Genomic DNA, 23,138 nt, shown 5'->3' on the forward strand with positions numbered 1-23,138 from the left:
AATTCTAATCCTTGTTAAACCAACTTCAACTTATAAGATACAAACGATTTGGCTAGCAACCCCATTTTGGAGTAATTTGAAACCCTGATTCTTGTATTTCCGATTTGGTGCGAAGGTGTTTTTTCTAATTTATGAAGCAGTTTTTTGTAATACACATAGGCAGTGTACACACCAAACTTTGCCTCGATTGGTAACTTTTTGATTCCTTGGTGGGCAATTCTAAAATCTTCTTCGATCTCGGCAATAATTGCTTGCTTGCTTTTTTCGTCAAACGATTTTAAATCTACACCTGGAAAATAATTACGATTCAAAATCAAATTATCATCTTTTAAATCTCGCAAGAAATTTACTTTTTGAAAAGCAGATCCCAAACGCATGGCTTCACCCTTTAAAGCCTCATACTTGGCATTGTTTCCTTTTACAAAAACCTTCAAACACATCAAACCAACCACATCGGCAGAGCCATAAATGTATTCGTTGTAATCTTCGACCGTATCATAATTACCTTTGACTAAATCTAACTTCATACTTTTTAGAAAAGCCTGAATCAAATCATCAGAGATATTGTTCTCTTTTACGGTTTGCTGGAAAGAGTTTAGAATTGGATTCAAACTTATACCTGCTTTGAATGCTTTGTAATATTCTTTTTCGAAATCATTAATGAGGTCTTCTTTGTCAAATCCATGAAAAGAATCTACGATTTCGTCTGCAAAACGGACAAATCCATAAATACTATAAATATCATTCCGGATGCTCGGCGATAGCATGTACACCGCCAATGAAAAAGAAGTACTATAATTTTTGGTAACCAACTTGCTACACTTGAACGATACGGTATCAAATAAATTCTTCATATCTACGCTACTTACTATTGATTAATAATTAATTCTGAAACCAATTTTCCAGAAATTAATGCCGGTGGTACTCCTGGGCCCGGAACTGTTAATTGCCCTGTAAAAAACAAATTATCTACTTTACTACTTTTTAACTTCGGGCGTAAAAATGCCGTTTGTAATAAGGTATTTGCCATTCCGTAAGCATTTCCTTTAAAGGAATTATACTCTGATACAAAATCATTTTTGCAAAACGATTTTTTGTAAACAATGGCGTCTTTTACCTTCTGCTGTGTAATCTTCTCAAATCTAGTGATAATTTTATCAAAATAAAACTCTCTTAACTCATTGGTATCGCTTATACCTGGCGCAAGTGGAATCAAGAAAAACCCAGCTTCCATTCCGTCTGGCGCAGCCGTTGGGTCTGTAATCGATGGAAAATTAGCATAAAACAAAGGATCTGCTGGCCATTTTGGCTTATCATAAATATCTTTTGCGTGTGCATCAAAGTCAACGTCAAAAAACAAATCATGGTGTGCAACGTTCTTTATTTTTTTGTTAAATCCAACATAAAACAACAAAGACGATGGAGCAAACACTCTTGTTTCCCAATATTTTTCAGAGTAGGCTCTGTATGGTGCATCCAAAAGCGTTTCGGTGTGGTGGTAATCGGCGCCACTTAATACCACATCTGACAGTATTTTTTCTCCATTGACTACGATTCCTTTTGCAACCCCAGCTTCAACGATTATCTTGTCAATATTCGAATTGGTTTTAAAAACCACGCCTAGTTCTGTTGCTAAACTTGACATGGCTTTGACCACATCATACATCCCTGTTTTTGGATGCCATGTACCTAGACCAAAATCGGCATAATTCATGAAACTATAAAACGAAGGCGTATCTGAAGGTTTTGCACCTAAAAACAATACCGGAAACTCTAAAATCTGAACCAATTTTTGATTCTTGAATTTTTTACGAACATCTTTTTTGATGGTACTAAAAAATTGACCCAGCTTTTTTGTTGTTTCTATAGTTACCAACTCCAAAGGTGAAACTCCCGGACGATATACCAAATCTTTGATTGCAATATCATAATTGCTTTTTGCTTTGCCTATAAAATCACGTAATTCTGCGCCACTGCCTTTTTCTATGGATTCGAAAGTAGTTACGATGTCTTCCAAATTATCTGCTATGGCTATAAAATCTTGTTCTCCGTAATATACGTTATATGCAGGAGAAAGTTTTATTAACTCATAATAATCGGTTGTTTTCTTCCCGAAATCAGCAAAGAAACGTTCAAATACATCTGGCATCCAGTACCAACTTGGCCCCATATCAAATGTAAAACCCGCAGCTTTAAACTGTCTAGCTCTACCACCTATGCTATCATTTTTTTCAAAAACAGTCACTTTGTGACCCGCTTTTGCCAAATAACTAGCAGCAGACAATGCCGAAAATCCCGAACCTATAATGGATATACTTTTTTTCATGTGTTTAACTATTACTTAATGCTTACAAAAAAGCACTATAACTTTTGAATTAATTCTAATGCCGAATCAAATACGGTAATCTTTGAACTTAATTTTTCTCGATTAAGATTTTGTGTCATTCGACCTAAAAGCCAAAGTTGAGAATCATCTTCTAACAATTGTGTGTTCATTTCGTTCACATAGTCCTCCAATTCGTCAACAACAGGCTGTACGGTAAAGTAACTAATAAAAACAATATTTTTATAATGTGTTTTAAGATCTTTTAAACTTTCAATCGGCATACTCTCTCCCAAATAAATTACTTGATACCCCAAGTGAGCAATATCGTAATTAAGATACAACAAACCTAAATCATGTATCTCATTTAAAGGTAAAGCCAATACAAATGTTTGGTCAAATTTTGTGCGATCTTGCAGCTGTGCGTTGTGAATATTTAGAATGATTTTTTGTCTAATCAAATGACATACAAAATGTTCGTGTGCAGGTGTGATGGTATCCGTTTGCCATAAGTGCCCGATCTCTTCCATAAACGGAATAAAAACTTCGGTAAATATTTGACGAAAGGTTTTTTCTTGCGTCAACCAATCATAGGTTTTGGCAAATAATTGATGATCAAAATTCATCATTGCAATCTTGAAAATATTAATTGCATGATTTTTCGCATTTTTCTCAGATACAATAGTGCGCACCATTGCCGGAATTTCATCCTCTGCGTAAGTGGCTATTTTTGAAATCTTATATCCGTATTGATGCAAAAAATTGATATTTAAAAGTTTCTGCAAACTCTTTAAATCATAAATTCGAATATTAGTATCTGTTCGAAGCGGTTGAAAGACATCGTATCTCTTTTCCCAAATTCGAATAGTATGTGCTTTGACACCTGAAAGATTTTCAAGATCCTTAATACTGAAGGTTGTGTTTACTTTGTTTAACATAACTGGTTTAAATATTAAACAAATATAAGCTTTTATTCTATATTAAAAACTATTAGACTATAATTTTGTTTAAAGTTTACATATAATAGGTAAACAAAACCAAACAATTGGGATTTCTATACTGTTTCCGATGGTTTGAATTGAGAGCACAGCTAGTTTAACACCTTTTCAAAATACAACCTATGCCTGCGTTTCTATCTCAACAGGGACAAAATCATTCAGTTTATCCAAGTCCAAAATAGTTTTGGAATCATCAAAACTACGTTGGTACATAGGAACAAATTTGGCTCCGTAAACAATTTCACCAAAAACATAAGAAGTTCTCGCTGCCACAGTGCTACTAAACATATCATCGAAAGTTTTGATATAGACTAGTATTTCACCACTGATAGAGGCAAAATCTTCTTTTGTGAATTTGTATAGCGGACTCTGCTCATTAATAGGATGCACTAGTGTCCAACTCAAAATTAAGAAATTTATTTTTTGCAACTCTAAATCTAAGGTATAAAAACGATTGACCATTTGCCCGTTTTCTTCAATTCGCATACCAATAGTCATTTTGGCCTCAGCATCGGTGAAATTGGTATTTTTAAAAGGAACAAGTCGTACCATTAATCCTGTTCCACCTTCATAAGGTGTGATTAGAGCGTTGTGCGAAAACTTCAAGAATGCAGTTGGCTTACTAAAACGCCCAAAAAACAAACCAGTTGCAATTGCAAAACTCAACAAACCTATCAAAGCCTCGGCCGCAGAAATTGCGCTTGTCATAAACCCTACCGGACTTATATGCCCATAACCGACTGTAGTAAATGTTTGTGCACTGAAAAAGTAGGCCTTACCAAATTGCTCCCAAAAAGAATCGGACTTTGAAATCCCATCAAGATGCTCTACCCCGATAACAAAATAAATCATTGCAAAAAGCAAATTTATCGTGATGTAAAAGGTCAAAACTACCGTGATAAATTTCCAAACTGCCATATCAATCATGGTGTGAAACCATGAAATGCGCATCAAACGGTGCATACCTCTTTTCTCAATGTTGGCAACGCCATTTTTATTAATGAAACGTCCTCCGTAACTACTAGAATTGCTTCCGAAACCAGTATTTTTATCTGTCTTCGCTTTTAAATTGATATGATCGAATAATGCCATTGCCTTTTTATTTGAGGTAAAAATAGTCAATTAAATCAAAGCCGAAGGAGATTATATGCAATCACCAATCGATCTTTTATTCGAACTACTCTTTTAGAAACCTGATTTGACCTTTGTATGCATTCTTTTATTCGAAAGAAAAAATATCAGTGAGGATCCTTTTCGAAAACAATACCTTTTAAATGACTATAATTCTCTTATTTCTCCTTTCCTTTTTATCTAAAGTAAAAAAGATGGGAGTACTCTTTAAAAATTAGTTTGAAATCCAGAAGCTTAGTGTATTAAGTACAACTTCAAACTATTCCTTCAAATAAGAACCGTAACTAGCCGATTAATATTCGAGCAAAGAAAAAAATACATCCTTACGTTCACAAAATGAAGCTCTCATGCCAATTAGCCACTGATTTTCAGTATCTTTATAACATCAAAATCTTGGTACACCAGCAATTTCTAAATACCACCTTAGTCTGAATTGCGTAATCTGCCCTCTTAATTACAGCCCCCAAAGCCTTAGTTGCGACTAAAAATCAGTGTATCACAGATTGAATCTGCCTCAACACTTTCGATAAAAAACCAACAGCATTTCTTTTTTAAAGTGTACAACCTACCTGTACTGCCATTTTTTTAACCATAAAAAATAAACTAGCATGGGAAAACATGACATTAAAATACCATTAGAATCCGTTACCTTAAAAGGCAAACTGATGATACCACCAAAAGCAACAGGCATTGTCGTGTTTTGCAATTGCAGTAGTAGTTGCACGACCGATCCAAAAAATATCCAGTTAGCCGAATTGCTTCAAAAAGACAACCTTGGCACATTGATATTCAATTTACTTACCACTACCGAAGCAGCAAATTGCGAGAATAAGTTCAATATCGATTTACTCGTGGGCCGATTAATCAAAACTACCGATTGGTTACTTTTGAATCCCGCTAACAATGAATTGCCGATTGGCTATTTGGGTGCAAAAACAGGAGCGGCAGTGGCAATGCGAGCCGCAGCCTATTTTGGGACAGACATCAAAGCAGTAGTTTCAAGAAGCGGTCGCCCCGATATGGTAATGGATACGCTTAATCAAATTACAGCGCCTACCCTTTTGCTGGTCAATGGTATCGATATTCCTATTATTAGTTTAAACAAAATAGCTTACGACAATTTAGTTAGCGAAAAAGAGATGAAAATCCTGCCGCGAACACCCGCCGTAATGAACGAAGCCAATAAACTAAAGGAAGCTGCAGAAGTAGCTATCAGTTGGTTTCAAAAATATTTTGGCAGTAAAAATACTTACTCTTTCTAATATAGTTTACTTATTTTAATCCAATAAAAAAACCGTAAACAAATGTTCACGGTTCTCTTTCTAACTTTAAATTCTTTTAACTTTAAAGGGAATTTATAAAGGTTAAAAGTGCATCACGCTCTTTTTTTGCCAATTTCTTAAATTCTGATTTGGCATAAGTAGCTTCACCTCCGTGCCACAAAATAGCCTCCTCAACATTTTTGGCTCTACCATCATGCATTAAAAAAGTATGTTTGTTTACTGTATTTATTAAACCAATTCCCCACAACGGCTGCGTGCGCCACTCTGTTCCTGTAGCTAAATAATCAGGAGCATTATCTGCTAGGTTTGTGCCCATGTCATGCAAAAGCATATCTGTATACGGACGAATCACCTGACTACGCAAGGCTGCAATAGCATGTGTAGTACCTGTGGTCATTTTTGGAATATGGCAACTTGTACACCCAATGGTTTCAAAAGTTTTCTTACCAGCCAAAACGGTCGCATCGTTATAATCACGACGGGCAGGAACAGCCAATGTACTCGAGTAAAACACAACCTTATCAAAATTTGCATCTGAAATTTCAGGTTCACCACCATTCGGAATTCCACTTCCATTTACAGAAGCAGGAATATTTTCGGTTGGAAACAATGAACTAGTAATCCCCATATCTCCAGAAAAAGCAGCTGCAGCTTGTTGGCGAATAGTTGGTTGGTTGGCTTTCCACCCAAAACGTCCTAATACATTTGAATTGGAAACGATATCGTAAACATAATTTGCTTTACCTGATACACCATTTTTGGTATTTTGGTAAGCAAAGGCTAGAATAGTAGCTTCGGGAATCGCCTCTAGCAAACCTAAACCAATGACTTGATTGGCAACTCTTGGTGACACCTTAACATTGCTAGATAAGGCTCCAAAACCTAGATTACTAATAGTATAGATTGGTTTTTGTAAAGTAACTGTAGAACCATCTGCGTAGGTTTCGACTATAGGTGTGTAGGCAATAGTATACGTACCTTTTGTCGTTTGCCCCAAAATGGCATTGTCTTGCAACTGTCCTCCATAAATAGGATCTGGCAACGATGCTCCATGTGCATCCACGCCTGCAATACTCAATCGGAGCAAGAGTCCGTGACCTGTTTCATTGTCGGCATATTGGGGTCTTCCACGTCCATCTTTAAAGTGACAACTAGAGCAAGAAATAGCATTGAAATAAGGTCCTAAACCATCTCTAGCAGTTGTAGATGCAGGTGCAATGACCCAATTTTGTCTAAAGAAAGAATTTCCGATTCCGAAATTTGACTGCTCATCGTAAGTCAAATTGGGTGCAAAAAATCCGAAGGCTTCTTCTGATGTATTAAAAACGGTAACATCTCCACCTGAAAATTGTTCGTTGTCCTCTGCTTTCAAGTCCTCATAATCTGCATCTGATGAACTACAACTTACAAGAAGTGTAGCAGCCAAAACGAAACTTAATTTTATATAATTTTTCATGATATTTTAAACAGTAAAAGTGCCTCTTTTTAAGGAAGCACTTAGAGATTATTAGAAATAAAGAGATTTAGCTATTTACCAAAATTCCAATTTTTGTAGCACCATCTAATATATTTTTAGCTAGATTTTTGATCGCCACTACTGCAACTTTTACTTTAGCACCTTCTACAGAGCTTGCTCCACCAGAAATAGCATAATCAAACGGAATAGCCATTGCTGCTACAGATGATGTTGCTAGTGCAATTTGTGCTTGCGTTTCTGTGTAGGTTGTAGTATTTGCTTGTTGTACTAAATCTTCAAGAGACGGTCCGTCGATTGTACCGTAGGTTCCTTGATAAATATTAATAGCTCCTTGTAAATTCAATGCAATATCACGGTGCGTATTATCGCTAAAACATGAATGCTCATCTTCTTGATCTTCATTACCCAAAGCCACTTCCATACGCTCAGATGGTAATTCTGCAGAAATTAAAGTAGTAACACCTCTGTACATATTCTTAATGGCGTCATCTTCATTCATAGCCAAAAAGGTTGTACGATAAGCTCCGCCTGTTTTCCATTGATTAGCAACGTATAATAAGTGATCTGTTAGTAAATCAGCACACACCTTTAAATAGGTTGCACGCCTAGATTGATTAAGCGCTGTACCACCAACAAGAACATAGTCTGTATAAGGTCTTTGCCCAGGTAATTTAGCTGAAGGAGCAGTTAAATCTTGTCCCCAAAGTAAAAATTCGATTGCATGGTAACCAACTGTAACATACTTTTCGTTATCATTTTTTCCGTTTTCACCTTCCAAAACATCTTTACTGATGATCGGAAAACTAACCAGACTATTGATGATTCCTGCAGTTGGATTCCCTTGTACATAGTCAATATAGTTTTCGTCCAATGGCCATGAATTAATAAACCCTTCTGGACCATCTGCATTATCAATAGGTCCATCTGCAAAACGGAACGCCTCTGTAGTACCGTAACTCTCACGCGACTGTTTCCAAGAATTTTTTGCTGCTGTAAAAGTAGTTTCAGAAGGATTAGCTGTAAAAGTATTGATTGCTGTTTCCAAGACTACAGCATCTTCATACGCTTTTTGATAATTGGCATACGCTATATCAGCATAAGTTGTAATTACCTCTTTTTTAGAAACGGTTTGCCCATTAGTATCGTCTTTATCACAAGAGATAAAAAAAGCTAGTGCCCCTACAATTAATCCACTTTTAAAAATTGAAATCTTCATTTTATAGTATATTTATTATTTAGAATGATTTTACGCAGCGCAAAACTATAAGATACTTTTTATATTTCCAAAGATTATTTAGATTTAATTTAAATAAAAATAAAAGTTAAATATTATTTATAAATAATCTAAATAAAATTTGCGTGTGTTAAATTCGATGCTATCTTTGCAGAAAATTATTCTTATTCATTCTAAATAAATAAAAAATGACACGTTCGAATTTACTTTTATCAGCAATTGCAATAGCAAGTTTGACTTTTACTTCTTGTTCGAAAGACAATGACGACACTTTGACAAGTTATACCGTTCCTACCGACTACACCTTCGAAAGAAATAGCAGTACATCTGTAGATTTTTCAGGGCAGTCAAGTCGTTTGTTAATGTTGGGCGAAATGGGAACGTATATTAGTAATGCTGCAAAAAACAAAACATTAGCAAGCAATACGGTCTTGTCTAATATGTATTCAAATACTAATAATCAGTTTTCTACAACAGACCTTAATACCTCTGGAAAACAATTAAAAGATAAAACAGCGGCTTCAAAAGATTACTTTTCTACTTTTTTAGGTGGAGGAACTACTGCAGAAAAAATTGCTGTTCAAACCTTTTTCGAAAGTCAGTTGATAAATGCTTCATCTGCGAGTACATTAAAATCAGATAACACACAAGTACAAGCGTCTGCAGGAGTTGCAGGAGCCTACTTAGACGGTACATCTACACGATTGTTTGCTGCAAATGGTTTAGAGCCACAGCAAGTATTACTTAAAGGTATGATGGGTGCTAGCTTTATGGATCAAATAGTAAACAACTATTTGAGTACAGCAAAATTGGATGATGCCATGAACAGAGACAACAACACAAACAAAGTAGTTGAAACTGGAACAAACTATACTACTATGGAGCACAACTGGGATGAAGCTTATGGCTACATTTATGGTGCTGGTGGTGGAAAATATTGGGACAGCTACATCAATCAAGTTAACGCAGATGCAGATTTCAACACACTAACGGTTGATATAAAAAATGCCTTCATTAAAGGTAGAGCTGCAATTGTAGCTAATGATTACACTACAAGAAACGCACAAATTGACATTATCAAAGCTAAATTGGCAATAGTGCCTGCAGTACGTGCCGTATTTTATTTGCAAGAAGGTAAAGGAAAGTTGACTACCAACAAAGGAGCTGCTGCATTCCACGCACTTTCTGAAGCATATGGTTTCATCATGTGTTTACGTTACACAAACAAACCAGGAACAAATGCACCTTATTTTTCAAAAACAGAGGTTGACACCATATTAGCGACTTTAACAAAAGGAACTAACGGTTACTGGGATGTTGATTATTTGAATGCAAATTTAGATACGCTTTCTACTCAAATCGCAACTAGATTTGGTTTCACAGTGGCACAAGCTGTAACAGTAAACTAAAAAATAATTCAAAATCAAGAGTAGGCAACTACTCTTGATTTTAATGTACTTTTGCAAAAAAATTATAAACAGAAAATCAATTGTATTCTCTGTTTTGTTTTATTCGAAATAAAAATAGCAGATCATGAAAAAAATATTCTTTTTATTCAGCATTATAGCACTTGCAGCCGCATGTTCTTCTTCTGACGGAGAAACTTCTACCACTAACGATGGGTACGATAGAAAAGCATTGCTGACGCATTGGGCTAACAACATTATTATCCCTTCGTACACTAACTACCAAGTTAAATTGCAAACCCTTACAACAGATGTAAATAACTTCACTGCTACGCCTACTGTTGCAACTCTTGCTACAGCACGTGCTTCATGGGTAGAGGCATACAAAGCGTTTCAATATGTTGCTCCTTTCTCTTTTGGAAAAGCAGAGGATATTTATTTTAAAGAAAAATCAAATACGTATCCAACAGATGCTAGCGGAATCAATGCAAACATTACTGCAGGAACTTACGATTTTACTTTAATTTCGCAATTTAGCAAGCAAGGTTTGCCTGCTTTGGATTATGTGTTAAATGGATTAGGAACTACTGACGAAGCTATTGTAGCTTTTTATACTGGAGCATCTGCTGCAAATTATAAAAAATATGCGACCGACTTGGTAAGCAACTTAAAAACAAACAACGATACCGTACTTAACGACTGGACTGGAAGTTATAAAAACACCTACATTACAAACGATGGCAATACCATCACGAGTTCAGTAAGTATTACTGTAAATATGTTTATCAAAAACTTCGAGAAAAATGTTCGTGCTGGTAAAATAGGTATTCCTGCAGGAGTATTTTCTGGTGGAAAAACATTACCTGCAAGTGTTGAAGCATTTTATAAAAAAGACATTTCAAAAACGTTATACACTACTGCTATCCAAGCATCACAAGACTTTTATAACGGTAAAACTTTTGGAAGTACTGCTACAGGACCTGGATTAAAAGCGTATTTAGACTTTTTGAAAACGGTGCGTAGTGGTCAAAATTTGAGCGATGTCATCAATGATCAATTCACGACCATCTATGCAAAAGTAGATTTATTAAATGCTAATTTCAATACTCAAATCACTACTGATAATAGTAAAATGATTACTGCTTATGATGCTACACAACAAAATGTAGTGTACATGAAGTTGGATATGATGCAAGCCTTGAAAATTACTGTTGACTATGTTGATAGCGATGGTGACTAGAAAATCATATTAAAACTATTCTTCTTTAATTACAAATTTATGTTTCAAACGTATTTTAAACAATATACATCAGCCGCGACGCTAGCCTTTTTTAGGCTAGCGTTTGGTTTAATGATGCTTTTGAGTTTGATACGCTTTGCTAGTTACGGTTGGATCAAAAAGTTCTATATTGATCCTGCTTTCCACTTTACTTATTATGGTTTTGAATGGGTGAAACCAATCGGAATTTACACCTACCTCATCTTTATAATTTGCGCCGTTGCGGCCATTATGGTTGCTATAGGGTACCAATACAAATTGGCTATCGTTAGTTTTTTTCTGAGTTTTACCTACATCGAACTTATGGACAAAACTACCTACCTCAACCACTATTATTTCATAACGATTGTGAGTTTGGTTCTCTGTTTTTTACCCGCCAACTGCTATTTTTCAGTAGATGCTTATAAAAATGAGAAGCTCCGTTTTCAATCCATACCACGTTGGACTACTGACATTTTAAAAATACTACTCGCCATTGTGTACATCTACGCAGGACTGGCAAAATTAAACTCAGATTGGTTGTTGGAGGCTATGCCATTAAAAATATGGTTACCCGATAATACTAAGATTCCGGTTTTGAGTTATTTTATGAATCAAACTTGGGTACACTACGCCTTCAGTTGGGTGGGCATGATTTACGATCTTGGCATCGTATTTTTAATGCTAAATAAAAAAACCCGTAATTTTGGCTTTTTCTTGATTGTAGTATTCCATTTATTGACTCGAATATTGTTTCCTATCGGTGTGTTTCCATATGTGATGATTGTCAGTTCTTTGATTTTTTTCGAACCTTCGTTACATAAAAAAATACTCGGCCTAGCTGCCAAATTATTTTCATCTAGCCTTATATTATTCGAAAATGGAAAAGATAAAGTACAAAGCTTCTCTCCTATTAATCGATTGAAATTGGGATTTTTAGGTTTGTTTTTAGCTTTTCAGTTGTTGTTTCCTTTTCGTTACCTCTGTTATCCGGATGAATTATTCTGGACCGAAGAAGGCTTTCGTTTCTCTTGGCGCGTGATGCTGATGGAAAAAGCAGGTTATACCGAATTTATAGTCTCAGACAAATTAAATAACAAAAGTATTCGGGTAAATAACACACAATTTTTAACTCCGTTTCAAGAAAAGCAAATGTCTTTTCAACCCGATTTTATATTAGAATACGCACATTATTTAAAAGAATATTACCAACAACAAGGGTTTATAAATCCCGAAGTTCATGTGTCGAGTTACGTCGCATTGAACGGAAGATTAAGCAAACAATATATAAACCCAAACATCAATTTAGCAAAAGAAAATGAAAGCTTTACACACAAAACTTGGATTCTCCCGTTTAATGACGCTATCAAAGGGCTATAAAGTAGCACTCCTATTATTGTTTTCGATTACTAGTTTTGCGCAACACAAAATTGCAGGAACAGTGACTGATAATAAAGGGAACAAATTAGCACAGGTTGAAATATTCAGCAAAACAACTGGCATCAAAGAATTTTCTAATTCAAATGGGCAGTTTGAATTCAATTTTAAATCCCAAGGGAGTCACGATTTAGTGTTTTTCAAGAACGGATACAGCATCGTAGAACAAATTAGCATCACAACAGGAAGTGATTTGACAGTTGTTTTGACTAAAATCAATAATCTGTCTGAGGTAATTATTCGAAAACAAAATGACAGGCTACAGTCGATTCGAAAACTAAATGATATTGAGGAAACTGCTATTTATGCAGGTAAAAAGACCGAAGTAATCAATGTCGAAAAATTGACTGCCAATAAATCAACTAACAATGCGCGACAAATTTTTGCTCAAGTAGTTGGTTTAACGATTAACGAAAGCTCTGATGGTGGTTTGCAATTGAGCATTGGAGGTCGCGGATTAGATCCCAACCGAACCGCTAACTTTAATACACGTCAAAACGGTTACGACATAAGTGCCGATGTTTTGGGGTATCCTGAGAGTTATTACACTACACCAACAGAAGCCTTAGAAGAAATTCAAGTGATTCGTGGTGCAGCATCTTTACAATATGGAACACAGTTTGGTGGTATGATTAACTTCAAATTAAAAACTCCTTCTTTAAAACCGATTGAAGTTACAACCCGAAATACTATTGGTTCCTACGGATTGTACACCAACTTCACTTCATTAAGTGGTACTAAAGGCAAATTTAGCTACTACGCCTTTTTTAATTACAAACAAGGAAATGGGTACAGACCTAATTCTGATTTTGATAGCAAGAGCTATTTTGCCAATCTAAATTACAAATTCAACGAAAAAACATCCTTGCATTTTGACTATACCTATTATAATTACTTGGCGCAACAACCAGGTGGTTTGACAGACGAGCAGTTTAATGAAAATCCAAAACAAAGCAATAGAACTCGAAATTGGTTTGCTGTGAATTGGAATTTATATGCCTTACGTTTAAAACATAAGTTTGACGAAAACTCTGATTTCTCATTGCAATTATTTGGACTGGATGCCACTAGAAAAGCATTAGGTTTTAGAGATAACCGCATCACCACGCCCGATCCTATGGGTGCACGTGACTTGATTCTGGGTGATTTTGTTAACTGGGGTGCCGAAGCGCGCTACCTAAAACGCTATTATATTGGAGAACAAAAAAGTGCGTTTTTAATTGGTGCCAAATATTACCAATCCCGTAATACACAACAGCAAGGTCCAGGTAGCTCAAGTTCTGGCGCCGATTTTACGATCGCAAATACCGAATATCCTTTTTATGCCAATCAATCAAATTTTACTTTTCCGAATCTAAATCTTGCCATTTTTGGTGAAAATATTTTTAAAATCAATGCTAATTTTACAATTACACCTGGTTTTAGAATCGAAAAAATACGAACGCAAGCTAAAGGAACTTACCAGAAAATCAATCAAGATTTGGCAGGTAATGTTATCTTGAATGAAACCGTTTCAGAAGATATTGTTAAGGACAGAAACCTATACCTGCTAGGTGTAGGATTGAGCTATAAACCTAAAAAAGGAATGGAAATCTATGGTAACGTCTCTCAAAACTATCGTTCGGTAACTTTTAGCGATATTTTTACCGTTAATCCTAGTCAGGCAGTAGATCCCAATATAACAGATGAAAAAGGATATACATCAGATATTGGAATACGAGGAAATCTTGGTCAGAAACTAACCTTCGATTCTAGTATTTTTGGATTGTACTACAACAATAAAATCGGGCAATATGACGGTACCAATGCTTCCAATAACATTGTAAAAATCACCGCAAATACTGGAACTGCGTTTACGTATGGATTTGAAACGTTATTAGATTGGAACATTGCCAAAACCTATTTCCCTGCTAAAGAAAATTTGAGTTGGAATGTATTTACCAATTCCTCAATTACAGGATCTACTTATCTAAAATCAGATATACCGACGGTGAAGAAAGGCTACAAAGTAGAATTTGTGCCTAGATACAACATCAAAACCGGAACGAGCGTAGGGTACAAAAACTTTTTGTCAAGCGTGCAGTTAACGTATGTGTCCTCGCAACTATCGAGTGCGGGTAGCAATACATCCAACAATGTGCTAACTGGAATTTCAGGATCGATTCCTTCTTATTATGTAGCCGATATTTCGACTTCTTATAAATGGAAAAATTTTAAGCTGGAAGCAGGTATCAATAACTTTACAGACAACAGCTACTTTACCCGTAGAGCGACTGGATATCCTGGCCCTGGAATCATTCCTTCAGATAGAAGAACATTTTATACCACACTGCAGTATATGTTCTAGCTCATAGACGAACAGCATTTTAAAACCCATTTAGAAAAAGCAATCAACCGCAGTTTCTGAATGGGTTTCTTTTTTAAATAGGTTTAAACTTTGAAAGCAGTCTGGCAAATTGTATAAAAGTTATCCCATAAGACAGCTTTATATTTGTAACTGTGAACATCACGACTTTTCGAATGTAATATAGGTTGAAAACACAACTAATCGCTTTTTATTCGAAAAATAAAATAAAAATAAAAAATTAAATAGTATGAAAATGACAGGAATAGTACTCGTAATTATTGGAGCAGTAATGATGTTTTATACCGGTTTTAATGTAGTAACCAAAGAAAAAGTGGTTGACATTGGACCCATCGAAATCAACAAAGAAAAAAACAACCCAGTGAGTTGGTCTCCAATTTTAGGAGGTATTTTGTTGGTGGGCGGTATCGTTATGTACACGACCTCAACTAAAAAATAAATTGTTTACTGTATTTGAGAACGCAACATTTTGAAGTATTCAAATGCTTTTAATAATCGTGTTCCGTACCATGAAAACATCTCGCCATCAACCAATACGATGGGTGCTTTAAAATTATCTTCTTGCAGTTCGTACCCGTCTTCTTTTTTGAAAGGATAGGGTTCTGATGACAAGAATACTGCTTCAGGATTGGCCTCTTTTAATTGGTCAATAGTGATTTCGGGGTAGCGAATGGCTTCCCCGAAAACATTTTCGAACTTATTCAAAAGTAATAGTTCGTTGATATATGTTGAAGACCCAGCTACCATATATGGATTTTTCCAGATAAAATAGGCTACTTTTTTGGTGGATAGGTCTTTTACATTTTCTTTAAAATTCTTCAAACCGAAAGCCAACTTATCATTCCATTTACGAGCTTCAACACGACGGTTGAAGAGCTGACCAAAATCGGTTATCATTTGAAAATTATCTTCAATAGTCACGATATCAGTGACCCAAACTGGGCATATTTCACTCAATTGCGCAACCATTTCTTTGGTATTTTCCTCCTTATTACAAATTATAATATCTGGTTGGAGCAATTTTATTTTTTCGAAATGTATTTTTTTCGTCCCTCCTACTTTGGTCTTCACTGATTTCAAATGGTACGGATGAACACAAAATTTGGTGATGCCCACAAGTTGCGCTTCCAAGCCCAAATCATGCAGCAACTCCGTTTGTGAGGGTACCAACGAGATAATACGTTGTGGCGTTTTCAAAAAAAAATGTGCTTGTCCTATTTGGTCAATCAAAGTAGTGTCTTTCAAATCTAAAGAAATTTATTTTTCGAAAATTAAAATTTATCCGCCATGATTGTTTGCATTTCTTGTTGCATTTTCAAAGCTTCTTCTCTTGCTTTTTCGGCAAAATCGGCTTCTTTGGATGCATAAATTATTCCTCTTGAAGAATTAATTAACAAACCTATTTTATCATTCATTCCGTATTTGCATACCTCAGAGAGACTACCGCCTTGAGCACCAACGCCAGGAACAAGTAAAAAACTGTCTGGAACAATTTGACGAATGGCCGTAAAATATTCTGCTTTGGTCGCTCCTACCACATACATGAGGTTTTCGCTGTTTTTCCAAGATTTTGAAGTTTCTAGAACCTGCTTGTACAATTCGTTCCCGCCAACATTCAAGGTTTGAAAATCAAAAGCCCCTTCATTGGAAGTCAAGGCAAGCATGATGGTGTGTTTGTTTTCGAACGCTAAAAATGGCTCTACCGAATCCTTACCCATGTAAGGCGCTACTGTCACACTATCAAAATTTAAATCTTCAAAAAAAGCTTTGGCATACATTGATGATGTGTTACCAATATCGCCACGTTTTGCATCTGCGATGGTAAAAATATCAGGGTAGTTTTCATTGATATAATTAATCGTTTTTTGCAAAGCCACCCATCCTTTGATTCCGTAGGCTTCAAAAAAAGCAATATTAGGCTTGTACGATACACACAAATCGTGTGTAGCATCAATAATCGCTTTGTTAAACTCAAAAATAGGATCTTCAAGTGCTAATAAATGTTGCGGAATTTTGTTCAAATCGACATCTAGACCTACGCATAGGAACGATTTTTTTAGTTTGATTTGTTCTAATAGTTGTTGTGTTGTCATGAAGTAGTTTTCTTGTGGTGCAAATTTACAAAGTTTAATCGTTTTATAAATGCATTCTTCAATTATTCGAAAAATAAGACAATTGAAATAGTACAACATTATTTCTTGATCGAATAACAACTCAATTCATACATGAATAACACGGAAGTTCAAAATTTCTTACTGAACTAGTGCTAAAATATTGAGATAAGAATTTGAGACCTCTTTTTAACTATATTTCGAAAGCGTAATTTGCCATTTAGCTTTAAGACTAACTGTTTTCTAATATTCCCCCAGCTAAATTTGATTTCAAGTCTTTAACGGTTATTAGGTTTTAGCAATCTCAAAAACAGTAGTATCTGCAATGGCGTAGATGGTGTTTTTTGTTGTTGGCTTGATAAAGTACTTTCCGGTAAACGAGCCGAAAGCGGGCAATATCATTTGATTTTCGGATTGAAAGAAGCAAGCTAACTTCAGAAACTGTCTTCCAATCCCTTTCAATTCCACTCCCGGATGCAAGTGTCCACAAAAGTTGAATAAGGCTATCGTTTCTTCGGGATGGTGTGTGAGTAAGAAGTCATCTATAACCATTTGTGGGAGTACTTTAATTTGCAAATCGGTATAATAGTCGCGACCAATCACGTCATGATTCCCTTCGATCAATACAAACGAACAATTAACTTGGTTCGAAATCCATTCTTCAAACATGTTCCATTCATTATTGATTTTGCTATGAAATAAATCACCCAAAAAAACCACCTTTTCTGGAGTATAGGTGGCTAATAAAACATCCAAATTAGCGAAATTCTCCTTAATTATTGCGGTGGGAATCGCGATACCATATTTCCTGAAATGCATTACTTTTCCGAAATGAACATCTGAGACCAAGAGGATTTTCTTTTCTACCCAATACATGGCGCCCAGATGGTGGAGTATAAAATTTTGTTTTCGAATCGTAATTTGCATTCTTTTCTAATTATACCTTCAAGTAACTCGCTGTCATTTTGGCTATGCGTTCGGCAAGGCTTTCACTTGACAATTTTTCTCGCAGTCTGTCTGTGATGATCGGAAAACTAAAAGGTGTTGGTTTTTGGCATTTTCGAATAATGATCTCCTGCGAATTGATGCGCTCGAGTGCTTGGCGCAGTCGACCCTCTTCTAACTGGTGTTCAAATGTTTCGATATATGCTTGTTGCAAAAGTAAGTTATCGGGTTCATAATCTCTAAAAACTTCAAACAATAACTGTGACCCATTTTGCAAATGCTTGGTTTTGATAAATTTACCAGGCATACCCGTAAACAATAAACCTGAAATAATGGCAATATCCCTAAATTTTCGTCTTGCCATTTCGGTAGCATTTAGACTTTGCTGTAAATCTTCATGCACGTAGGAGGTCGAAAACAAATTGTTATCTATCACCAACTGCAAATCAATTTCTTGATCAGATAGCAATTCAAATCCGTAATCATTGTATGCCAACGAAAAAGTAATAGGAGACAACAACGAAATGCGATAGGCCATAATACTCGCCAAAGCTTCATGTACAAAGCGCCCTTCAAACGGATAAAACAAAGTATGGTAGCCCTCGCGCGTTTTGAAGGTTTCGATTAAAAACTCATTTTCGTTTGGTATGCAGCTTTCTAACTTTTGTCTTGTAAAAACAGGCTCCAATGCTAGTAGCTCGGGCGAAAGCGAATTGTGATTTACAGCATATAATTCCTCACGAAGCAAGGTACTCATTTGGGCAGAAAATGCCATTCGGCCACCCATCCAACTTACTGTTTTGGCTGTTTTTTTGGGTCCTGCTTTTCGAACATAAACTTGCATATCCTTAATAGCATAAAACTCCAACTTTTTTCCGGCGAAGATAAAGATATCGCCTTTACGCAATTTGGCTGCAAACCACTCTTCGATAAAACCAATATAGCCGCCACTGACAAACTTTATATTCAAAACGGCATCACTCACAATGGTTCCAATTTGCATGCGGTGCTGCATTGCCGTTTTTCGACTATTAATTTTGTACAAGCTATTCTCGTCAATTTCGACTTTTTTGTATTCATCGTATTTTTCTAAACTTTGACTACCGTTGGTGATAAAATTCAGAATCCATTGCCAATTCTCTGGTGTAATACTCTGGAAACAGAAGGTCGCTTTGATTTCATCATAAATAATTTTTGAATCAAAACCATTCGATACCGCAAGTGTATTGAGATACTGAATCAAAACATCGTAACTGTTTAGGTACGGAATTCGGTCTTCGACTATTGCTTCTTTTGTTGCTCTTTTTAGGGCTGATGCTTCGATTAATTCCATGGCGTGCGTGGCCAAAAAATAAATGACGCTTTCTTTGCCCGGTTGGTGTCCACTCCTACCCGCACGCTGCAAAAATCGAGCAACACCTTTGGGGCTACCTACTTGGATAATGGTCTCAACAGGCGCAAAATCGACTCCCAAATCGAGACTTGAGGTACAAACGACTACTTTGAGTTCTTCGTTTTTTATAGCATTTTCGACCCAGGCTCGGGTCTCGCGTGCAATGCTCCCGTGATGCATCGCCATCTCGCCAGCAAACTCAGGATATTTATCTAATAAAGCTTGAAACCAGATTTCGCATTGTGACCTGGTGTTGGTAAAAATTAAGGTTGTTTTACTACCTCGGATGATCGTTGCAACTTCTTTTATAAGGTGTAGTCCCATGTGACCGCGCCAAGGGTATGAATCTACCTTTTCGGGCAAGATCGATTCTACTTTTATCTTTTTGTTAATCTTGGCTTTAATCAAAACCGAATTGTTCAACGCTTCGGTATTATGACCTAGCAAAACGGTTTGTGCTAGTTCGAGATTTCCAATCGTGGCAGATATGCCCCAAACTTTCATTTTCGGGGCAACTGTTTTCAAACGTGACAAGGAGAGTTCCATTTGCACGCCACGTTTTGTCCCCATAAGTTCGTGCCACTCATCAACTACAATAGCCGAGCAGGATTCAAAAATTTTATCGTATCCCTTGGTCGCAAGAAGTAATTGCAAACTTTCGGGTGTGGTAATTAGCAAATCGGGCATGTTATTTTTCTGCTTTGCGCGCTCTTGCGAGCTAGTGTCACCTGTGCGTACCCCAACAGTCATCAAGGTTCCAAGATCTGCCGCAACACGCTCAGCTGCTTGTTGTATATCTGCAGAAAGTGCTCTAAGGGGTGTGATCCAAATGGCCTTCAATCCCTTTTTATGCTTGAATTTATAATCCTTATTAGATCGTATGTATTGTAAAATGATCGGCAACCACAAAGCATAGGTTTTCCCGCTGCCTGTTGGGGCATTGAGCAAACCGTTCTTCCCTTGCAAAAAGGCTTCCCAGGTTTGCTTTTGAAACGGAAAAGCTTTCCAATCTTGTTTTAAAAACCAATTTTCTGCTATTTCTATCTGTTCTTTCCTTGTCATTTTCGCTAGATTATCATGTTTTTTAAATCATCAATGGAATTCGCATCTTCTATTTTTTTGTCTTGTCGCCATCTCAAAATTCTTGGAAATCGTGTAGCAACACCGCTTTTATGTCGGCTGGACAAGGCGATACCTTCAAATGCAATTTCAAAAACCAATTGTGGTTTTACGCTTCGAACAGGACCAAATTTGTCCATTGTATTTTTCTTTATAAAATCATCTACCTTTCTAAACTCAGCATCCGTCAACCCTGAATATGCTTTTGCAAAAGTCACCAACTCTGGCTGACCATCGGCATTGTTTTGCCAGAGCGCAAAGGTATAATCGGTGAACAAATTACTTCGCCTACCCGAGCCTCGCATGGCGTAGGTAAGCACCGCATCTATGACCAAGGGTTCCAATTTCCATTTCCACCAGTCGCCTTTTTTTCGTCCTACTTGATAAGTGGAATCTAATCTTTTGATCATCAAACCTTCACTTCGTTTTTCTCTGGCCAATTGACGTTCCTTTGTCACCTCCTCCCAATCGTCAAAAACCATTCGGTCCGACAATTGAAATGGAATACCACTATCTTTAATTTTTTCGAATAAAAATTCTAAGATTTCTCTTCTGTCTTTATAACTTTTAGATCGAATGTCTTTGCCTTCCCATTCCAGAATATCGTAAGCTTTCAAGATTACTGGATTACTCTGCAAAAGTTTGGCTGAAACTGTTTTTCTACCAATACGTTTTTGCAAATCATTGAAAGTGCCTATTTCGCCCTCCCGATAGGCCAAAATTTCGGCATCAATCACGGTACCATTTGGAATAACACCTAGCAAGGACTGAAATTCAGGATATTTATCGGTTACCAACTCTTCTCCACGAGACCACACAAAAAGTTGATCGTCTCGTACAATGGTTTGTGATCGAATGCCATCCCATTTATGTTCTACTGACCACTGCCCTACATCGCCTAAATTTGAAACCTGACCTTCAATAGGATACGCGAGATAAAAAGGATACGGTTTTGAAACATAATCGCCACTTTTCTCCTCCAAAACCAACTCTTGAAAACTGATGGTATTAGGATCCCAATTCCCCATCAATTTGTAGGCGAGCACATTTTCATCAACTCCTGTTGCATTTGACAGTGCTCGAGTCATTAATTTTTGACTAACTCCAATTCTAAAACTTCCTGTTATTAATTTGGTAAACACAAAGCGTTCGTAATAATTCAGCGCTAGCCAATTGGTTTGTAAATAAGCCTTTTTCTCTTCCTCTGTTTTCTTTTTTAGGGCAATTATTTCTTGTAAAAAATTAGAAAGACTTTTATCAGAATGGTCTTTTGTTGTCGGAATGATTAAGGCAATGGTCTCCGCCAAGTCACCTACAATATGGTAACTTTCTTCAAATAGCCACATGGGTATAGCTGCCAATTCATTTGCCCAAACGCGCAGTAAAGTGGTATTAACTGGCCTTGGTGGTCTACGATGTGACAAAATAGCGATGGTCCACACTTTGTCCTCCGGACTAGCAACTGTGAAATAGTGTGCTAATGCGGCCACTTTAACAGTCGTTTTGTTGGTGCTATCTAAGCTTTTGATTAAATTGGCAAAAAGTTTCATAAAGCAATCATTTAGGTAAGCGTGTTTTCGTCTTTTTTATCCATTTCTGAAAGTTCGCCTTCGTATTGTGTTTTTTCAGTGCGAGCATCATAGCCCAACTCTCTCAAATATTTGGCAAAAATATCGGTGTAGCCATGGGTACAAATAATTTTTTCGGCACCCGTAGCTTTTATGCTGTCAAGAAGTGAGTACCAATCGCAGTGATCGCTCAGGACAAAACCTTTGTCAACAGCTCGCCTACGTCTCGCTCCCCTAAACGCCATCCAGCCACTAGCGGATGCTGTGACAAATGGTGTCATTTTCCGAATCCATGTAGTGCCGTGTGCGCTTGGTGGCGCAAGCACGATATTCCCTAGCAACTCTTCTTTTTTGGTTTCTCGAGTGATGAGTGTCGTAGCAGGAAATTCCATCATAGGGCGTAATACATTGGTCATATTCTCTATTGCACCATGGGTAAAAATGGTGCCAATTTCTGGATTTAAATGTTTGAGTAAGCGCTGGGCTTTTCCTAAGGAATACCCAAATAATATTGATGTTTTTCCTTCGGATTGGTTTTCTTGCCACCAATTATTTACGTCTGCCATAACTTCTGCTTGTGGAGTCCATTTGAATGCAGGCAAACCAAAGGTACATTCGGTAATGAATGTGTCACATTTGACTACTTCATAAGGAACTGCTACACCATCATCTTCTGTTTTGTAATCTCCGGTAAACACCCAAACTTCGCCCTTGTGCTCCACACGTACTTGTGAACTACCTATAATATGACCCGCTGGATGCAATGAAAATTTGACATTATTGATTACAAATGTTTCATTCCATTCGACACCATAAACCGAAATATCGCCCAATCGGTGCAAAATAATGGGCACATTGGTCACATGTGTAATGTAGCTCGCATGACCATAACGGGAGTGATCGGCGTGCCCATGTGTGATAATGGCATTTTGTACGGGTTTCCAAGGGTCCAAATATACGTTGGCAGCTGCACAGTATATTCCGTTTTCATTAAAAGCTAAAAGTGGCACTGACATAAATAAGTATTTAGTTCAAAAATAAGGCAAGAAGCACTTTTTTACTTACAGGATTAATTCAAAATATTATCAAA

General features: G+C 36.6%; 18 protein-coding genes. 6 read left to right on the forward strand and 12 right to left on the reverse strand.

All coding sequences use genetic code 11. The features are described from left to right. Positions 1 to 14 precede the first annotated feature (14 nt). The 4 genes from FFWV33_RS16990 to FFWV33_RS17005 form a co-directional block, all read right to left on the reverse strand. The gene (locus FFWV33_RS16990; protein WP_108742004.1) at positions 15 to 854 is read right to left on the reverse strand and encodes a phytoene/squalene synthase family protein; all 840 of its coding nucleotides are present in this window, start codon (positions 852 to 854) and stop codon (positions 15 to 17) included. A gap of 14 nt (positions 855 to 868) precedes the next feature. Continuing rightward, positions 869 to 2,326 (reverse strand): phytoene desaturase family protein, encoded by a 1,458-nt coding sequence (locus FFWV33_RS16995; protein ID WP_108742005.1) that lies wholly within the window; start codon positions 2,324 to 2,326, stop codon positions 869 to 871. Between the two features lie 35 nt (positions 2,327 to 2,361). Further along, positions 2,362 to 3,261: a MerR family transcriptional regulator gene (locus FFWV33_RS17000; protein ID WP_108742006.1), complete on the reverse strand. Its 900-nt coding sequence runs from the start codon at positions 3,259 to 3,261 to the stop codon at positions 2,362 to 2,364. Between the two features lie 180 nt (positions 3,262 to 3,441). Then, a complete protein-coding gene (locus FFWV33_RS17005) occupies positions 3,442 to 4,413 on the reverse strand; it encodes an ion channel (RefSeq protein ID WP_108742007.1) in 972 nt (323 codons plus the stop codon). A gap of 647 nt (positions 4,414 to 5,060) precedes the next feature. On the opposite strand from FFWV33_RS17005, the gene FFWV33_RS17010 reads away from it, so the two are divergent. After that, positions 5,061 to 5,714, forward strand: a complete 654-nt coding sequence (locus FFWV33_RS17010; RefSeq protein ID WP_108742008.1) for a dienelactone hydrolase family protein — start codon at positions 5,061 to 5,063, stop codon at positions 5,712 to 5,714. 82 nt (positions 5,715 to 5,796) lie between these two features. On the opposite strand, the gene FFWV33_RS17015 is transcribed toward FFWV33_RS17010, so the two are convergent. Both FFWV33_RS17015 and FFWV33_RS17020 read right to left on the reverse strand, forming a co-directional pair. Next, positions 5,797 to 7,191: a di-heme oxidoreductase family protein gene (locus FFWV33_RS17015; protein ID WP_108742009.1), complete on the reverse strand. Its 1,395-nt coding sequence runs from the start codon at positions 7,189 to 7,191 to the stop codon at positions 5,797 to 5,799. A 67-nt stretch (positions 7,192 to 7,258) separates the two neighbouring features. Further along, complete coding sequence (locus FFWV33_RS17020) at positions 7,259 to 8,428, reverse strand: imelysin family protein (protein ID WP_108742010.1); 1,170 nt, start codon at positions 8,426 to 8,428, stop codon at positions 7,259 to 7,261. A gap of 206 nt (positions 8,429 to 8,634) precedes the next feature. Here FFWV33_RS17020 and FFWV33_RS17025 point away from each other — a divergent pair, with 206 nt between their 5' ends. The 5 genes from FFWV33_RS17025 (at position 8,635) to FFWV33_RS17045 (ending at position 15,351) form a co-directional block, all read left to right on the forward strand. Beyond that, positions 8,635 to 9,855, forward strand: coding sequence for a DUF4856 domain-containing protein (locus FFWV33_RS17025; RefSeq protein ID WP_108742011.1), 1,221 nt, complete (start codon positions 8,635 to 8,637; stop codon positions 9,853 to 9,855). 124 nt (positions 9,856 to 9,979) lie between these two features. Continuing rightward, the gene (locus FFWV33_RS17030; RefSeq protein ID WP_108742012.1) at positions 9,980 to 11,092 is read left to right on the forward strand and encodes an imelysin family protein; all 1,113 of its coding nucleotides are present in this window, start codon (positions 9,980 to 9,982) and stop codon (positions 11,090 to 11,092) included. Between the two features lie 39 nt (positions 11,093 to 11,131). Further along, positions 11,132 to 12,490 carry an HTTM domain-containing protein gene (locus FFWV33_RS17035; RefSeq protein WP_108742013.1) on the forward strand — a complete coding sequence of 453 codons (1,359 nt, stop codon included), beginning with the start codon at positions 11,132 to 11,134 and terminating at the stop codon, positions 12,488 to 12,490. Continuing rightward, the gene (locus FFWV33_RS17040; protein ID WP_342748661.1) at positions 12,429 to 14,894 is read left to right on the forward strand and encodes a TonB-dependent receptor domain-containing protein; all 2,466 of its coding nucleotides are present in this window, start codon (positions 12,429 to 12,431) and stop codon (positions 14,892 to 14,894) included. The genes FFWV33_RS17035 and FFWV33_RS17040 overlap by 62 nt, the downstream gene beginning before the upstream one ends. Positions 14,895 to 15,141: 247 nt before the next feature. Further along, complete coding sequence (locus tag FFWV33_RS17045; protein WP_108742015.1) at positions 15,142 to 15,351, forward strand: hypothetical protein; 210 nt, start codon at positions 15,142 to 15,144, stop codon at positions 15,349 to 15,351. A 5-nt stretch (positions 15,352 to 15,356) separates the two neighbouring features. Here the strand turns inward: FFWV33_RS17045 and FFWV33_RS17050 are convergent, their stop codons facing one another. The 6 genes from FFWV33_RS17050 to FFWV33_RS17075 all read right to left on the reverse strand — a co-directional run bounded on the left by FFWV33_RS17050 (position 15,357) and on the right by FFWV33_RS17075 (position 23,064). Further along, on the reverse strand, positions 15,357 to 16,157 hold the full coding sequence (locus FFWV33_RS17050; protein WP_108742016.1) for an ABC transporter substrate-binding protein: 801 nt from the start codon (positions 16,155 to 16,157) through the stop codon (positions 15,357 to 15,359). 26 nt (positions 16,158 to 16,183) lie between these two features. Continuing rightward, a complete protein-coding gene (pyrF, locus tag FFWV33_RS17055) occupies positions 16,184 to 17,005 on the reverse strand; it encodes an orotidine-5'-phosphate decarboxylase (RefSeq protein WP_108742017.1) in 822 nt (273 codons plus the stop codon). Positions 17,006 to 17,311: 306 nt separating this feature from the next. Next, entirely contained in the window at positions 17,312 to 17,950 is a 639-nt protein-coding gene (gene pdeM, locus FFWV33_RS17060; RefSeq protein ID WP_108742018.1) for a ligase-associated DNA damage response endonuclease PdeM, read from the reverse strand. A gap of 10 nt (positions 17,951 to 17,960) precedes the next feature. Next, positions 17,961 to 20,423, reverse strand: a complete 2,463-nt coding sequence (locus tag FFWV33_RS17065; RefSeq protein WP_108742019.1) for a ligase-associated DNA damage response DEXH box helicase — start codon at positions 20,421 to 20,423, stop codon at positions 17,961 to 17,963. Between the two features lie 5 nt (positions 20,424 to 20,428). Beyond that, a complete protein-coding gene (locus FFWV33_RS17070; protein ID WP_108742020.1) occupies positions 20,429 to 22,030 on the reverse strand; it encodes an ATP-dependent DNA ligase in 1,602 nt (533 codons plus the stop codon). An 11-nt stretch (positions 22,031 to 22,041) separates the two neighbouring features. Then, positions 22,042 to 23,064, reverse strand: a complete 1,023-nt coding sequence (locus tag FFWV33_RS17075; RefSeq protein WP_108742021.1) for a ligase-associated DNA damage response exonuclease — start codon at positions 23,062 to 23,064, stop codon at positions 22,042 to 22,044. Positions 23,065 to 23,138 lie beyond the last annotated feature (74 nt).

Origin of the sequence: Flavobacterium faecale, assembly GCF_003076455.1 — a bacterium.
Classification (GTDB): domain Bacteria; phylum Bacteroidota; class Bacteroidia; order Flavobacteriales; family Flavobacteriaceae; genus Flavobacterium; species Flavobacterium faecale.

Coding starts and splice junctions, on each gene's coding strand:
- FFWV33_RS16995 (WP_108742005.1), bottom strand. CDS start 2,326: ATGAAAAAAAGTATATCCATTATAGGTTCGGGATTTTCGGCATTGTCT.
- FFWV33_RS17015 (WP_108742009.1), bottom strand. CDS start 7,191: ATGAAAAATTATATAAAATTAAGTTTCGTTTTGGCTGCTACACTTCTT.
- FFWV33_RS17025 (WP_108742011.1), top strand. CDS start 8,635: ATGACACGTTCGAATTTACTTTTATCAGCAATTGCAATAGCAAGTTTG.
- pyrF (WP_108742017.1), bottom strand. CDS start 17,005: ATGACAACACAACAACTATTAGAACAAATCAAACTAAAAAAATCGTTC.
- FFWV33_RS17065 (WP_108742019.1), bottom strand. CDS start 20,423: ATGACAAGGAAAGAACAGATAGAAATAGCAGAAAATTGGTTTTTAAAA.
- pdeM (WP_108742018.1), bottom strand. CDS start 17,950: ATGCAAATTACGATTCGAAAACAAAATTTTATACTCCACCATCTGGGC.
- FFWV33_RS17020 (WP_108742010.1), bottom strand. CDS start 8,428: ATGAAGATTTCAATTTTTAAAAGTGGATTAATTGTAGGGGCACTAGCT.
- FFWV33_RS17075 (WP_108742021.1), bottom strand. CDS start 23,064: ATGTCAGTGCCACTTTTAGCTTTTAATGAAAACGGAATATACTGTGCA.
- FFWV33_RS17010 (WP_108742008.1), top strand. CDS start 5,061: ATGGGAAAACATGACATTAAAATACCATTAGAATCCGTTACCTTAAAA.
- FFWV33_RS17030 (WP_108742012.1), top strand. CDS start 9,980: ATGAAAAAAATATTCTTTTTATTCAGCATTATAGCACTTGCAGCCGCA.
- FFWV33_RS17070 (WP_108742020.1), bottom strand. CDS start 22,030: ATGAAACTTTTTGCCAATTTAATCAAAAGCTTAGATAGCACCAACAAA.
- FFWV33_RS17045 (WP_108742015.1), top strand. CDS start 15,142: ATGAAAATGACAGGAATAGTACTCGTAATTATTGGAGCAGTAATGATG.
- FFWV33_RS17005 (WP_108742007.1), bottom strand. CDS start 4,413: ATGGCATTATTCGATCATATCAATTTAAAAGCGAAGACAGATAAAAAT.
- FFWV33_RS17000 (WP_108742006.1), bottom strand. CDS start 3,261: ATGTTAAACAAAGTAAACACAACCTTCAGTATTAAGGATCTTGAAAAT.
- FFWV33_RS17040 (WP_342748661.1), top strand. CDS start 12,429: ATGAAAGCTTTACACACAAAACTTGGATTCTCCCGTTTAATGACGCTA.
- FFWV33_RS16990 (WP_108742004.1), bottom strand. CDS start 854: ATGAAGAATTTATTTGATACCGTATCGTTCAAGTGTAGCAAGTTGGTT.
- FFWV33_RS17035 (WP_108742013.1), top strand. CDS start 11,132: ATGTTTCAAACGTATTTTAAACAATATACATCAGCCGCGACGCTAGCC.